13 protein-coding genes are annotated in these 14,762 nt (G+C 72.4%); 2 read left to right on the top strand and 11 right to left on the bottom strand.

Annotated features, from left to right (window positions below; genetic code table 11):
* Positions 1-33: 33 nt before the first annotated feature.
* From nuoI to ACZDYF_RS18015, 11 genes are all read right to left on the bottom strand, one after another.
* Positions 34-702, bottom strand: a complete 669-nt coding sequence (gene nuoI / locus ACZDYF_RS18065; RefSeq protein WP_051703076.1) for an NADH-quinone oxidoreductase subunit NuoI — start codon at positions 700-702, stop codon at positions 34-36.
* Positions 695-2,149, bottom strand: a complete 1,455-nt coding sequence (gene nuoH / locus ACZDYF_RS18060) for an NADH-quinone oxidoreductase subunit NuoH (RefSeq protein ID WP_475060772.1) — start codon at positions 2,147-2,149, stop codon at positions 695-697. The genes nuoI and nuoH overlap by 8 nt, the downstream gene beginning before the upstream one ends.
* A complete protein-coding gene (locus ACZDYF_RS18055) occupies positions 2,146-4,881 on the bottom strand; it encodes an NADH-quinone oxidoreductase subunit G (RefSeq protein ID WP_475060769.1) in 2,736 nt (911 codons plus the stop codon). The genes nuoH and ACZDYF_RS18055 overlap by 4 nt, the downstream gene beginning before the upstream one ends.
* Positions 4,881-6,215, bottom strand: a complete 1,335-nt coding sequence (nuoF, locus tag ACZDYF_RS18050; protein WP_191791772.1) for an NADH-quinone oxidoreductase subunit NuoF — start codon at positions 6,213-6,215, stop codon at positions 4,881-4,883. The genes ACZDYF_RS18055 and nuoF overlap by 1 nt, the downstream gene beginning before the upstream one ends.
* Before the next feature lie 11 nt (positions 6,216-6,226).
* Positions 6,227-7,066, bottom strand: coding sequence for an NADH-quinone oxidoreductase subunit NuoE (gene nuoE / locus ACZDYF_RS18045; RefSeq protein ID WP_475060766.1), 840 nt, complete (start codon positions 7,064-7,066; stop codon positions 6,227-6,229).
* The gene (locus tag ACZDYF_RS18040) at positions 7,063-8,421 is read right to left on the bottom strand and encodes an NADH-quinone oxidoreductase subunit D (protein WP_475060762.1); all 1,359 of its coding nucleotides are present in this window, start codon (positions 8,419-8,421) and stop codon (positions 7,063-7,065) included. The genes nuoE and ACZDYF_RS18040 overlap by 4 nt, the downstream gene beginning before the upstream one ends.
* Entirely contained in the window at positions 8,418-9,122 is a 705-nt protein-coding gene (locus ACZDYF_RS18035; protein ID WP_318243805.1) for an NADH-quinone oxidoreductase subunit C, read from the bottom strand. The genes ACZDYF_RS18040 and ACZDYF_RS18035 overlap by 4 nt, the downstream gene beginning before the upstream one ends.
* A gap of 89 nt (positions 9,123-9,211) precedes the next feature.
* Complete coding sequence (locus ACZDYF_RS18030; RefSeq protein ID WP_191791733.1) at positions 9,212-9,763, bottom strand: NuoB/complex I 20 kDa subunit family protein; 552 nt, start codon at positions 9,761-9,763, stop codon at positions 9,212-9,214.
* Positions 9,764-9,788: 25 nt separating this feature from the next.
* Positions 9,789-10,151: an NADH-quinone oxidoreductase subunit A gene (locus ACZDYF_RS18025; protein WP_030152013.1), complete on the bottom strand. Its 363-nt coding sequence runs from the start codon at positions 10,149-10,151 to the stop codon at positions 9,789-9,791.
* A 148-nt stretch (positions 10,152-10,299) separates the two neighbouring features.
* On the bottom strand, positions 10,300-11,601 hold the full coding sequence (locus tag ACZDYF_RS18020) for a geranylgeranyl reductase family protein (RefSeq protein WP_475060757.1): 1,302 nt from the start codon (positions 11,599-11,601) through the stop codon (positions 10,300-10,302).
* Positions 11,602-11,812: 211 nt separating this feature from the next.
* A complete protein-coding gene (locus ACZDYF_RS18015) occupies positions 11,813-12,508 on the bottom strand; it encodes a demethylmenaquinone methyltransferase (protein WP_191791731.1) in 696 nt (231 codons plus the stop codon).
* Between the two features lie 33 nt (positions 12,509-12,541).
* Here ACZDYF_RS18015 and ACZDYF_RS18010 point away from each other — a divergent pair, with 33 nt between their 5' ends.
* Entirely contained in the window at positions 12,542-13,954 is a 1,413-nt protein-coding gene (locus ACZDYF_RS18010) for an isochorismate synthase (protein WP_204807875.1), read from the top strand.
* A 149-nt stretch (positions 13,955-14,103) separates the two neighbouring features.
* Complete coding sequence (locus ACZDYF_RS18005) at positions 14,104-14,664, top strand: GNAT family N-acetyltransferase (protein WP_191791729.1); 561 nt, start codon at positions 14,104-14,106, stop codon at positions 14,662-14,664.
* Positions 14,665-14,762 lie beyond the last annotated feature (98 nt).

Here is a 14,762-nt window from a genome sequence, read left to right as displayed (position 1 = left end):
CCCAGAACAGGACGACCTCTCCCCCGCTGACGGTCACCGGACCACCTTCCGGACCTCGGGGCGCCGTGCGGCGGCGGGGTCCTCGACGGGCGGCAGGGTCGGGTCGTCGGGCCTGTGCTCGCGCACCCAGTCGATCTGCTCGGGCACGGGCCCGGTCACCTCTCCCCGGTAGTAGTCGGTGTCGGTCGTCCCGGGCACCATGGGGTGCGGGGCGGCGAGCATGCCCTCGCGCAGCGGCGCGAGCAGGTCTTCCTTCTCCCAGATCAGCCCTTCACGGGTCGGTCCGGTGAGCTCGTACTCGTTGGTCATCGTCAGGGCCCGCGTGGGGCACGCCTCGATGCACAGCCCGCAGAAGATGCAGCGCAGGTAGTTGATCTGGTAGACGCTGCCGTAGCGCTCGCCGGGCGAGCGGTGCGCACCGTCGGGCAGCGCGGAGTTGTCCGCTCCCTCGACGTAGATCGCGTCCGCGGGGCAGGCCCAGGCGCACAGCTCGCACCCGATGCACTTCTCGAGGCCGTCCTCGTACCGGTTGAGCTGGTGGCGACCGTGGTAGCGGGGCTTGGTCGGCACCTTCTCGAACGGGTACTGCTCAGTCACGGTCGGCTTGAACATCGAGGAGAACGTGACCCCGAATCCGGCGACGGGCGCGAGCAGCCCGCCGAGCCCCTTCCTCTGGGGGATCAACGACTCGTAGTCAGCCACGGGGGACCTCCTCGTCCTGGGCGGGAGCTGCGGGGCCCCCGCCGGATGGCGGGCTGCCCTCGGGGACCAGGCGCCGGGCTCGGCGCGAGGCGCTGGGCAGGGACTGGCCGGGCAGCGGCGGGACGGGGAAGCCGCCCGCGAAGGCGTCGAAGGGCTCGGGCGAGGCGGTGGCCGCCTTGCGGTAGGGCGAGGTGCCCGACGGCGTCGCTCCCCCGGCGTCGCCGGCTCCTCCTCCGGGTTCCTCACGGGCGGGCCACAGGAAGATCGCGAGCAGCGCGACGGCGAACAGCGCACCGGCAGCGACGAGGATCGTGCGGTTGTCGACGTCGCCGAAGCGGATCATGCCCTGGACGACCGCGAGCACGACGATCCAGGCGAGCGCGGCCGGGATGAGGATCTTCCAGCCGAACTTCATGAACTGGTCGTACCGCAGGCGCAGGAGCGTCCCGCGGACCCACACGAACACGAACATGAAGGCCCAGACCTTGACGAGGAACCAGAGGATGGGCCACCAGCCCTCGTTGAACATGCCGTCGTTGATCGCGGACAGCGGCCAGGGGGCGCGCCACCCGCCCAGGAAGAGCGTGGTCGCCACGGCCGAGACGTTGATCATGTTGATGTACTCGGCGAGGAAGAACCAGGCGAACTTCATGGACGAGTACTCGGTCATGTAGCCCGAGACGAGCTCGCCCTCGGCCTCCGGGAGGTCGAACGGCAGGCGGTTCGTCTCGCCGATCATCGCGATGATGTAGATGACGAAGCTCGGGATGAGGATGAGCGCCCACCAGACGCGCGTCTGGGAGTCGACGATCTCCGAGGTCGACATCGAGCCGGCCATGATGAACACGCTCACCAGGGCCAGGCCCATCGCGAGCTCGTAACTGATGACCTGGGCCGTCGAGCGGACCGCGCCCAGCAGCGGGTAGGTGGAGCCCGAGGACCAGCCGCCGAGCACGATCCCGTACACGCCCACCGAGGCGCACGCCAGGATGTAGAGCACCGCGACGGGGAAGTCGGTGAGCTGTGCGGGCGTCGAGTAGTCCGTGAACGGGATCGTGACGTTCGGCCCGAAGGGGATGACCGCGAACGTCAGCAACGAGCAGAACACCGCGATCATGGGCGCCAGGATGTACACGAACTTGTCCGCTGCGGAGACCGTGAGGTCCTCCTTGAGCAGCAGCTTCATGGCGTCCGCGAGCGACTGGAGCAGCCCGAAGGGCCCGTGCACGTTGGGTCCGGGACGGACCTGCATGCGGGCCACGACCTTGCGCTCGAACCAGATGGCGATGAGCACGCTCGTGAGCAGGAACACGATGATGAGGACGGCCTTGACCAGGTAGGTCCAGCCGTTGTCCTGCGAGAAGTCGGCCGCGATCCCCGGTACTCCCGGAGTCTGTGTGACCAGGGCCGCCTCGGAGGCCAGGGCCAGGTTCAGCAGACCGGTCATGATGCTCCCCCGTCGGTGGGCTGGGTGGACCGTGCGGTCACGGTGGACCGCGCGGCGGGCTCGATCCGCACGAGCGTCCCCGGCGCGACGCCGAGGTCGCGGTGGACCCGCGACCCCTGCGAGCCGAGCGGGAGCCACACGACGTGCTCGACCATGTCGGTCACCACGACGGGCAGCTCGATCGACCCGCGGTCGGTCGAGACCCGCACGACGTCGCCCTCGAAGAGGTCGGCCGCAGCGGCGGTCGTCGCGGACAGGCGGGCGACGGGGCGCTTGGCGGTGCCGGCGAGGAACCGCTCGCCGTCCTGGCCGCGGCCTGCGTCGAGGAGCAGCCGCCACCCGGCGAGCACCGCGGTGCCCGGCGCGACTGCGGGCGGCTCGGCGGCCGCGGCGGCGGGTGCCGCCGAGCGTTCGCCGTCCCAGGTGCCGAGCTGGTCGATCTCGGACCGGACCTCGTCGAGCGTCCGGGTCCCGAGCGTGACTCCCGCGGCGTCGGCGAGCGCGTCCAGGACGCGGTGGTCGGGCATCGCGGTCGTGGCGAGCGCCGCGGGGAAGGTCCGCACGCGGCCCTCCCAGCTCACGAACGCCCCGGCCTTCTCGACCGGCGGGGCCACGGGCAGGACCACGTCCGCGAGCGCCGTGACGTCCGAGGCACGGACCTCGAGGGACACGACGAAGCCTGCGGCGCCCAGCGCGCGGCGCGCGTGGTCGGGGTCGGGCAGGTCGTCGGTGTGCAGGCCGCCGACGAGCACCCCGCCGAGCTGCCCCACGGACAGCGCGTCGAGGATCTCCCCCGTGTCGCGTCCGGTCGCCTCCGGGAGGTGCTCGACGCCCCAGGTGACGGCCACGTCGACGCGTGCTGCGGCGTCGGGCACGGGGCGTCCGCCCGGGAGGAGGCCCGGCAGCGTGCCTGCCTCGACCGCGCCGCGCTCCCCCGCCCGGCGCGGGACCCACGCGAGCCGTGCTCCCGTGCTCTCGACCAGGCGCAGCAGCGCCGAGTACCCCCCGGGGACGCCGGCGAGACGCTCGCCCACGAGGACCACGGCTCCGGGCCGTGCGAGCGCTTCGCGCAGGGCCGAGACCTCGGTGGGCTCGTCGACCGACTCGGGCGCGTCGGGGCCCACGGCGCCCTCATGGCCGAACAGGGTCTGCGTGCCCGAGGCGAGCGCGTCGAGCCACTCGGGCTCGGTGCCGGGCGCTGCCCGCAGGAGCGTGCCGTCGAGGCGCTGCACGCCCCGGCTCGCGAAGGGGGCGATCGAGAAGACCCGCAGGCCACGCTTCTGCACGCCCTTGCGCAGGCGCAGGAACGTGACGCCCGCCTCCTCCTCCGCCTCGAGGGCCACGAGGAGCACGGCGGGAGCCTTCTCGAGCTCGTCGAACGTCACGCCCAGCCCCGTGCCCGCGACGCGGTGGGCCAGGAAGTCGGCCTCCTCGGCCGAGTGCACGCGGGCGCGGTGGTCGACGTCGTTGGTGCCCAGGACCACGCGGGCGAACTTGCCGTACGCGTAGGCGTCCTCGACGGTCAGGCGACCGCCGGGGAGCACCCCGACGCCGCCCGCCGCGCTGGCCCGAGACAGTCCGTCGGCCGCGACCTCGAGGGCCTCGGCCCAGCTCGCGGGGCGCAGCTCGCCGCGCGTGACACGGCCCTCGGTGTCGACCTCGCGGTCGCGCACGAGCGGGTGGGTCAGGCGGTCCGGTGCGTCCTGCCAGTGGAACGCGAAGCGGTCCTTGTCGGTGATCCACTCCTCGTTGACCAGCGGGTCCTCGCCCGCCAGGCGCCGCAGCACGACGCCGCGGCGGTGGTCGACGCGGATCGCGGAGCCGCACGCGTCGTGCTCGCCGACGCCCGGGGTGGAGACCAGGTCGAAGGGCCGCGAGCGGAAACGGTACGCCGCGCCCGTGAGGGCCCCGACCGGGCAGATCTGCACGGTGTTGCCGCTGAAGTAGGACGCGAACGGGCGACCGGACTCGTCCTCGAGGGCCGCCCCGACGGGGGCCTCGAACCCGGCCTGCGCGCCGTAGGGCATCGCCGCCGCGGGAGCGCTCGGCTCCGCGTCACCGTCCGCGAACCCCAGGACGCGCGCGTCGTAGCGGCCGATCTGCTGCTGCGCGCCGCGCTTCTGCAGGTCGATGAACGCGTCGCCCGCGATCTCTGCGGAGAACCGGGTGCAGCGCTGGCACAGGACGCAGCGCTCGCGGTCGAGCAGGATCTCGGTCGAGATCGCGATGGGCTTGGGGAACGTGCGCTTGACGTCGACGAAGCGGCTCGTCGCGCGCCCGTTGCTCATGGCCTGGTTCTGCAGGGGGCACTCGCCGCCCTTGTCGCACACCGGGCAGTCGAGCGGGTGGTTGATGAGCAGGAGCTCCATGACGCCGTGCTGCGCCTTGTCGGCGACCGCGGAGGTGTGCTGGGTCTTGACGACCATGCCCGGCGTGGCCTCGAGCGTGCACGAGGCCTGCGGCTTGGGCATGGGGCGGACGTTGCCCTCGCGGTCGGGGGTGGCGACCTCGACGAGGCACTGGCGGCACGCGCCCGCGGGGGCGAGCAGCGGGTGGTCGCAGAACCGCGGGATCTGGATGCCGACCTGCTCGGCGGCACGGATGACCAGGGTGCCCTTGGGCACGGCCATCTCGATGCCGTCGATCGTGAACGACACGTCGTCGGGGCGGGCGGGGGGCTTCGCGCCTCCCGCCGCGACCGCGCTCGACGGGCCGGGCGTCGTGGTCGTCATCAGTGCGCTCCTGCCGTCAGGGCCTGCGGGGCACGCCGGGGCGTGTAGTCGAACAGCGCGGCGGCCGAGGGGTCGAACGGGCAGCCGCGCCCGGTGATGTGCGCCTCGTACTCCTCGCGGAACAGCGCGATGCTGCTCGTGACGGGCGAGGTGGCACCGTCGCCGAGCGCGCAGAACGCGCGGCCGAGGATGTTGTCGCACGTGTCGAGCAGGACGTCGAGGTCTCCCTCGGTGCCCGTGCCGGTCTCGATGCGGCGCAGGATCTGCTTGAGCCAGTACGTGCCCTCGCGGCACGGGGTGCACTTGCCGCACGACTCGTGCGCGTAGAAGTCCATCCACCGGCTCACGGCCCGCACCACGCACGTGGTCTCGTCGAAGATCTGCAGCGCGCGCGTGCCGAGCATCGAGCCCGCCGCCGCGACCGACTCGTAGTCGAGCGGGGTGTCGAGGTGCGCGTCGGTGAACAGGGGCGTCGAGGACCCGCCCGGCGTCCAGAACTTCAGGCGGTTGCCGCCGCGGACCCCGCCGGCCATGTCGAGGAGCTCGCGCAGCGTGATGCCGAGCGGCGCCTCGTACTGTCCCGGACGGACCACGTGCCCCGAGAGCGAGAACAGCCCGTGCCCTGCCGAGCGCTCGGTGCCCATGGACTTGAACCAGTCGGCGCCCTCGTTGACGATCGCCGGGACGCTCGCGACCGACTCGACGTTGTTGACCACGGTGGGCCGCGCGTACAGGCCCGCGACCGCGGGGAACGGGGGCTTGAGTCGCGGCTGGCCGCGCAGGCCCTCGAGCGAGTCGAGCAGCGCGGTCTCCTCGCCGCAGATGTACGCCCCCGCGCCCGCGTGGACCGTGACGTCGAGGTCGAAGCCCGAGCCCTGGATGTCCTTGCCCAGGTACCCGGCCGCGTAGGCCTCCTCGACGGCCCGCAGCAGGCGGCGGTACACGTGCAGGACCTCGCCGCGCACGTAGATGAACGCGTGGTCGCACCCGATCGCGTACGACGTGATGGCCACGCCCTCGATCAGGAGCTGGGGGCTCGCGAGCATGAGCGGGATGTCCTTGCAGGTCCCCGGCTCGGACTCGTCGGCGTTGACGACGAGGTAGCGGGGGCCGCCGTCGGGCGCGGGCAGGAAGCCCCACTTCATGCCCGTGGGGAACCCGGCGCCGCCTCGGCCGCGCAGGCCCGAGTCCTTGACGACCTGCACGACGTCCGCGGGCGGCTGCGCGAGGGCCTTCGCGAGGCCCGTCCAGCCGCCGCCGGCGACGTAGGCGTCGAGGGTCCAGGAGCGGTCCGCGTCCCAGGTCTCGCTGAGGATCGGGGTCAGCGGGTCGATCGTCTTCTCGCTCACGGCTGCTTCCCCTTCGAGGCGTCGGGCTTCTCGCCCGTGGCGTCGGCGGGCGTGGTGGGCGTGCGCTCGGCGCTGGACTGCTCACGCCCGACGGCGGAGGCGCCCGCCGCGGCCGCCGCACCCGTGTCCGTGGCAGGCTCGTCGGCCTGCTCCGGTGCCGCACCGCCGGGGGCGGTCCAGTCGTGCTCGCGGGCCAGGCGCAGACCGGCGAGCGTGGGGCCGCCGGCCCCGACGCCCTCGTCCGCGCGGCCGTCCGAGAACCCGGCGAGCACGCGGCTCATCTGCTTGAACGTGCAGACCGAGGCCGCGCCGCGCGTGGGGGCGACGTCCTCTCCAGCCCGGAGGCGGTCGGCGAGCTGCGTGGCACCCGCGGGGGTCTGGTTGTCGAAGAACTCCCAGTTGACCATCACGACGGGCGCGTAGTCGCACGCCGCGTTGCACTCGACGCGCTCGAGGGTGATCGCCCCGTCGCCCGTCGTCTCGTCGTGCCCGACGCCCAGGTGCTCCGAGAGCTCGTCGAAGATCTCGTCGCCGCCCATGATCGCGCACAGCGTGTTGGTGCACACGCCCACGGTGTAGGTGCCGTTGGGGTGGCGCTTGTACTGCGTGTAGAACGTCGCGACGGCCGACACCTCGGCGGCCGTGATGCCGAGCTGCTCGGCGCAGAACGCGATGCCGTCGCGCGAGACGTAGCCGTCCTCCGACTGCACCAGGTGCAGCATGGGCAGCAGCGCGGACCTCTTCTCCGGGTACCGGGCGATGATCGCCGCGGTGTCCGTGGCGAGACGCGCGTACGTCGCCTCGTCGTATCCGGACCTCCTGGCCTCGAGCGTCATCGGTCCACCCCTCCCAGCACCGGGTCGAGCGAGGCGACCGCGACGACGACGTCGGCGACCTGGCCGCCCTCGCACATCACGGCGACCGCCTGCAGGTTGTTGAACGAAGGATCACGGAAGTGGGCCCGGTAGGGGCGCGTGCCGCCGTCGGACACCAGGTGCACGCCCAGCTCGCCGCGAGGGTGCTCGACCGACTGGAACACCTGGCCGACCGGGACCCGGAAGCCCTCGGTGACCAGCTTGAAGTGGTGGATCAGCGCCTCCATCGAGGTGCCCATGATCTCGCGGATGTGGTCGAGCGAGTTGCCCTGACCGTCCGCGCCGACCGCGAGCTGAGCGGGCCACGCGATCTTCTTGTCGGCGACCATGACGGGCTGGCCCGCCGTGGCCTCGAGGCGTTCGAGGCACTGCTCGACGATCCGCAACGACTGGTAGCACTCCTCGAGGCGCAGCACGACGCGCGAGTAGCAGTCGGCCTCGTCCGAGGTGGGGACGTCGAAGTCGTACGTCTCGTAGCCGCAGTACGGGGCGGCCTTGCGCACGTCGTACGGCAGGCCGGTCGAGCGCAGCACCGGGCCCGTGATCGCGAGCGCCATGCAGCCCGAGAGGTTGAGGTGCCCGACGCCCTGGAGGCGTCCCTTGAAGATGGGGTTGGCCAGCATGAGGTCGCCGAGCTGGCCGAGGTAGCCGCGGATCAGCGGGTCGGCCTTGCGGATCTGGGCGACGACGTCCGGCGGGACGTCCTGCGCCACGCCGCCGGGGCGCACGTACGCGTGGTTCATGCGCAGGCCCGTGACGGCCTCGAAGACGCGCAGGATCTCCTCGCGCGCCGTGAAGGAGATGGTCATGACGGTCGTCGCGCCCATCTCGTTGCCGCCCGTGCCCAGGCAGACCAGGTGCGACGCGATCCGGTTGAGCTCCATCATGAGGACGCGGATGATGCTCGCACGCTCGGGCACGTCGTCCGTGATCCCGAGGAGCTTCTCGACCGCGAGGCAGTACGCGGTCTCCTGGAAGAGGGGGGCGAGGTAGTCCATGCGGGTGCAGAACGTGACCCCCTGGGTCCACGTCCGGTACTCCATGTTCTTCTCGATGCCCGTGTGGAGGTAGCCGACGCCGCAGCGGGCCTCGGTCACCGTCTCGCCGTCGATCTCGAGCATGAGCCGCAGCACGCCGTGCGTGGACGGGTGCTGGGGGCCCATGTTGACGACGATGCGCTCCTCGCCCAGGGAGGCGGCCTCCACCGCGTTCTTGGCGATGTCCGCCCAGTCGCCGCCCGAGGCCTCGAAGCTGGGGATGCTCGGGTCGAAGTCCCCGTACGGCGCCTTCGTGGCGTGGGGGGTGGTGGTGCTCACGAGTACGACCTCCTCTGGTCCGGCGGGGGCACCGTGGCGCCCTTGTACTCGACCGGGATGCCGCCGAGCGGGTAGTCCTTGCGCTGCGGGTGGCCGGGCCAGTCGTCGGGCATCTCGATGCGGGCGAGGGCCGGGTGGCCGTCGAACACGATCCCGAAGAAGTCCCACGTCTCGCGCTCGTGCCAGTCGTTGGACGGGTAGACCGACGTGCTCGACGGGATGTGCGGGTCCGCGTCGGGGACGGAGACCTCGAGGCGCAGGCTGCGCCCGTGGGTCACCGACGTCAGGTGGTAGACGGCGTGCAGCTCACGGCCCACGTCGTGCGGGTAGTGCACGCCGCTCACGCCCATGCTCAGCTCGAAGCGCAGGTCCTGCTCGTCGCGCAGCGCGCGGGCGACCGTCACGACGTGGTCGCGGCGCACGTGCAGCGTGAGCTCGGCGTGGCGCCCCGGAGGGTCCACGACGACCTGCTCGACCGCGTCCTCGAACCGCACGCCGCCCTCGGCGAGGACCTCGGCCAGGACGTCGACGGCCTCGTCGAACCAGCCGCCGTACGGGCGAGCGCTCGGCCCCGGCAGCACCACGGGCCGCACGAGCCCGCCGTACCCCGAGGTGTCGCCCGAGCCCTTGGCCCCGAACATGCCCGTGCGGACCTCGACGACCTCGAGCGGCTCGCGGCCGCCCGTGGCCGGCCCGGTCACGAGCTCCTCGCCGGGGACGTCGCCCTTCGCGACCTTCTCGCGCTGGACGTCGTCCGCGGGCCGGCCCGTCGAGCCGTCGTTGGTGCTCGTCACCGCAGCAGTCCCTTCATCTGGAACGTGGGGGTCGCCTCGAGGGCCGCGGCCTCCGCGGCCTTCGCCGCCTCGCGCCGGTTCACGCCCAGCGGCTCGGCCTGGATCTGCTCGTGCAGCGCGAGGATCGCGTTGATGAGCATCTCGGGGCGCGGCGGGCAGCCGGGCAGGTAGATGTCGACCGGCACGATGTGGTCGACGCCCTGCACGATCGCGTAGTTGTTGAACATGCCGCCGCTCGACGCGCACACGCCCATCGACAGCACCCACTTGGGCTCGGACATCTGGTCGTAGACCTGGCGCACCACGGGCGCCATCTTCTGGCTCACGCGACCCGCGACGATCATCAGGTCGGCCTGCCGCGGCGAGGCCCGGAAGACCTCCATGCCGAAGCGGGACAGGTCGTAGCGCGACGCGCCGGCCGCCATCATCTCGATGGCGCAGCACGCCAGGCCGAACGTCACCGGCCACAGCGACGCCTTGCGGAAGTACCCCGCGAGGTTCTCCACGCTCGTGAGCAAGAAGCCCGAGGGAGCCTCTTCGATCCCCATCTGCGTTCTCCCTAACTGGTTCCGGCTAGTCCCACTCGAACCCGCCACGGCGCCATTCGTAGACGAACGGCACGGTGATCAGGGCGAGGAAGCTCAGCATGGCGACGAGCCCGAAGGTGGCCAGGACCGTGAAGTCCACCGCCCACGGGTAGAGGAAGACCACCTCGATGTCGAAGATGATGAAGGTCATCGCGACGAGGTAGTACTTGATCGGGAAGCGCCCTCCGCCGACCGCGTGCGGCGTGGGCTCGATGCCGCACTCGTACGCGTCGAGCTTGGCGCGGTTGTACCTCTTGGGGCCGATCACGGCGCTCGCGGCGACCCCGCCGAGAGCCAGGACGGCTCCGATCCCCATCAGGACGAGGACGGGCACGTACGGGTTGGTCATCGGTCTGCTCTCCGGGGGGTGCGCTGGGGCAAGTCGGGAGTGCTGCCGCCGGGCGTCCGCGCATCGTTGCGTCGGCCCGGGTCCGAGGGGCTGGGTGGTGACTGCGTGAACAGCGATGACGGCTTCCTTGCCGTCGCACCAGGATCGGTCATGCCGATGGCACCACCCTCGTCAGGCCCGCGATGACGCGGTCGACGACGTCGCCCCCGCGGGGTTCGTAACAGTCGGACAGCAGCTTGAGGACGAAGCGCATGACGAGCGGTCGAGGCAGGCCGTACCTGGTGCACAGCCGCATGATCTCGGGGTGCTCGATGAGCCGCACGAAGTACCGGCCGAGCGTGTAGTACCCGCCCAGGTCGCGGCGCATGATGTCGGGGTAGGTCGCGAGCGTGCGCTCGCGGGCGGCGTCGGTGCTGCGGGCCCGGGACTGGGCCACGACGTCGGCCGCCACGCGCGCGGCCTGCATGGCGTAGGCGATGCCCTCGCCGTTGAACGGGCTGACCATGCCGCCCGAGTCGCCCACGAGCACGACCCCGCGCGAGTAGAGCGGCTTGCGGTTGAAGCCCATGGGGAGCGCGGCGCCGCGCACGGGGCCGAGCTGGTTCTCCGGGGTGAACTCCCACTCCGCGGGAGCGTTCGCCATCCACCTGGCGAACAGGTCCTTGTAGTCCACGTTCGCCGCGGACTGGCGGGCCGGGGTCGAGTTGACCGAGCCGAGCCCGACGTTCGCGGTGCCGTCGCCGAGCGCGAAGATCCACCCGTAGCCGGGCAGCAGGTTCGACCTCCCGGCCGGGCCGTCCCACAGCTCGAGGTGGGACTCCATCCACTCGTCGTCGTGACGGGGGGTCGTGAAGTAGGTGCGGACCGCGACGCCCATGGGCCGGTCCTGGCGCTTCTCGAGGCCGAGCGCGAGCGCGAAGCGGGACGAGACGCCGTCGGCCGCGATGACGACCGGGGCGCGCAGCTCGTACTCGTCGCCGGCGCGGCGACCGTTCTCGTCGAGGGGGCGGGCCGTGACGCCCACGACCCGGCCGGTGCGCTCGTCGAGGAGCGGCCCGGTCACGCTGGTGCGTTCGAGGAGCTTGGCCCCCGTGCGCTGGGCGTGCTCGGCGAGCGTCTGGTCGAGGTTCATGCGGGAGCGGGCGAGGCCGTAGGAGGGGTACGCCTTGAGCTCGGGCCAGGGCAGCTCCCACTGGCGACCGCTCGCGACGACGCGCAGTCCCTTGTTGCGGATCCAGCCGTCCTCGGCGCGCGTGGGCACGCCCATGCGCACGAGCTCACCCACGGCGCGCGGCGTGAGGCCGTCGCCGCAGATCTTGTCGCGGGGGAAGGAGGCCTTCTCGAGGAGGAGGACGCTCAGGCCGGCGGCCGCGCAGTAGTGGGCCGCGGTGGCACCGGCGGGGCCTGCGCCCACGACGATGACGTCCGCGTCGTCGGTCCGATCACGCACGTTCTCACCTCGTTCCGCCCTGGGGCACACCTCGGAAAGACCCTTGTGAAGTCGCTCACAATGGACATCGCCACTCTAGCCACACATGCTCGCGATTGTGTAGCAAGGCAACCCTTCCTTGAGCGACGAACACCCTGGTCGCAGGGGCAGGAGGGCACGACGGAGCGAGGCGGGTCCGTGCGTCGGGCCCGCCTCGCTCCGTGCTGGTGCGTCAGGCGGGGCGGATCCCGCGGTGCAGCGCGACGAGGCCACCGCTGAGGTTGCGGTACGCGACGCCCTCCCAGCCGGCGTCGAGCATGAGGTGCGCGAGCTCGGGCTGCGTGGGCCAGGACTTGATGGACTCGACGAGGTACTCGTACGAGCCCTTCTCCTTGGTCACGGCCCCGGCCACGACCGGCAGCATCCGCATGAAGACGTCGGTGTACAGCACGCGGAACGGCTTCCACGTCGGCTCGGAGAACTCGCAGACGACCAGGCGCCCGCCCGGGCGTGTCACGCGCAGCATCTCACGCAGCGCCGCGCTCGTGTCCACGACGTTGCGCAGCCCGAACGAGATGGTGACGGCGTCGAACGACGCGTCGGCAAAGGGCAGCGCCGTGGCGTCCCCCGCGACGAACGGCATGTCGGGGCGACGGCGCTTGCCGACCTGGAGCATGCCGACCGAGAAGTCGCACGGGACGACCTCGACGCCCTCGTCCGCGAACGGTTCGCTCGACGTGCCCGTCCCGGCCGCGAGGTCCAGGACGCGCTCGCCCGGCAGGGCCGCGACGGCGTCGACCGTGTGCTTGCGCCACCGCCGGTCCTGCCCGAGGGAGATGAGGTCGTTCGTGAGGTCGTAACGACGGGCGATCCCGTCGAACATGGAGGCGACCTCGGTGGGCTTCTTGTCCAGGCTGGCTCGCGACATGCCGCCCATCGTTTCACGCCTACGCTGGAGACGATGACTGAGCACTCCCACCTCCCGGCGGGCTCCGACGACCTCGGCGCTCCCCCGGCAGGCTCTCCCCGCACCGGCTCCCCCGGGTCCCCTGCCGTCCCTCGCCTCGTCGTGCGCACGACGCGGCTGCCCGGCGGGCTGCCCGACGACCTCACGGCGCTGACCGACCTCCTGCCCGACGCCCGACCGCTCGCCTGGGTGCGGCGTGGCGACGGCCTCGTCGGGTGGGGCGAGACCCTGCGGCTCGAGGCGTGGGGGCCGGGCCGCTTCGCGGACGCCGAGGCCGCGTGGCAGGAGGTGCTGGGCGCGGCCGTCGTGCACGACGACGTCTCGCTGCCCGGCAGCGGCCTCGTCGCGTTCGGGTCGTTCGCGTTCGACGACGCGTCCGGGACCTCGGGCGACGCCCGACCGGGCGGGACGATCGTGGTGCCGCGCGTCGTCGTCGGGCGTCGGGGCGGGCCGGGCGGCACGGCGTGGGTGACCAGCATCGCGGAGGGCGACTCCCTGCCCGACGACGTCGCGTCGGTCCTCGACCCGGCGCACCGCACGCCCGTGGTCGGGCCGGGCCGCGTGACCACGGTCGACGGCTCGCTCAGCGCGGGCGACTGGACCGCGGTCGTCGCCGAGGGCGTCGAACGGATCCGCCGGGGCGAGCTCGAGAAGGTCGTGCTCGCACGCGACGTGGTCGCGACCGCCGAGCACGCCGTGGACCCCCGCTGGATGCTCGGGCGCCTCGCGGTGGCCTACGACGCGTGCTGGACGTTCTCGGTCGACGGCATGGTCGGCGCGACCCCGGAGCTGCTCGTGCGCAGCGAGAAGGGGCTCGTGACCTCGCGCGTGCTGGCCGGGACGATCCGTCGCTCGGGCGGCGCCGAGGCCGACGACGACTCGCTGCTGCGGGCAGCGCACCTGGCCCGCTCATCCAAGGACCTCGAGGAGCACGAGTACGCGGTCGCGTCGGTCGCCGACGCGCTCGCGCCCTTCTGCTCGTCCATGAACGTCCCCGACGCGCCGTTCGTGCTGCACCTGCCCAACGTGCTGCACCTGGCGTCCGACGTCACGGGCGTCCTCGCGTCGGGGACCGACGGCGGCCCCGCGCCCACGAGCCTGGCGCTCGCCGCCGCGCTGCACCCCTCGGCCGCGGTGTGCGGGACGCCGACCCTCGCGGCACGCGACCTCATCCGGGAGATCGAGGGCATGGATCGGGCCCGCTATGCGGCTCCCGTCGGCTGGTTCGGCGCGGACGGCGACGGAGAGTGGGGCATCGCGCTGCGCTCGGCCGAGCTGTCCTCCGGCGACCCGCACCACGTGCGCCTCTTCGCGGGCTGCGGGATCGTCGCGGCCTCCGACCCGGCGGCCGAGCTCGCGGAGTCCGAGGCCAAGCTCGAACCCATGCGGTACGCGCTCGGGGAGTGAGACGGGCGTCCGCACGGTGGACGCGTGACCACCCTGGGAATGGCGTCAGGACGCCGAACTCCACCGATAGTTTCGTGAAGTACGCGACGAATGGGCCGTTCGACGGACACCTTCCGGAAGTGTGCGGTTCCGCCTGTTAAGTTCACCCGGTGACCGACGCGACGACGATGACTCTGGCCCCCACGCACGACGACGTCACCGTACGTCGCGCCACCACCGCCGACCGCGAGGACCTCTGGCTCCTCGTCGTCCGTCTCCAGCCGGACGCGCCGGACCGCGCGACCCACGACCGCGTCGTCGGCCCCCTGCTCCGGGCCCTCGACACGCTGCTGCTGGTCGCCGAGGACGCGACGGGGGTCGTCGGCTACCTCCTGGCCAGCCAGCGCCTGACGTTCACGGCCAACGGAGCCGTCGTCGAGATCGACGAGATCGCGGTCGACCCCGCCGCCGACCGGACGACCGTCGCCAGCCAGCTCGTCGCCGCGGTCGAGGCCTGGGGCCAGGAGTTCCGCGCGACGCGCGTCACGCTCGCCGACGTCCTGCCCCGCGAGGTCGCCGACGGGCTCGGGTACACGACGACCGAGGTCCGCTCGACCAAGGCCCTCGTGCTGCTCGACGCCGACCCCGTCCTCACCTCTCCGTGGGACGGACCCGCCGTGCCCGCCCGGCCGACCCCGGACGACGAGGCGCTGCCGGTCCGCGACCAGTAGGCCTGGCCGCCCCGAGCACGACGACGCCCCGGCCCGTACGGCGAACCGCACGGACCGGGGCATCCGTGCCGAGGGGCAGCTGCAGGGGAACAGGGCCG

It is taken from the genome of Oerskovia sp. PE-21s (assembly GCF_056158145.1).
Note: the sequence above shows the minus strand (reverse complement) of the source record. Positions and strands in the feature narration are given on the sequence as shown.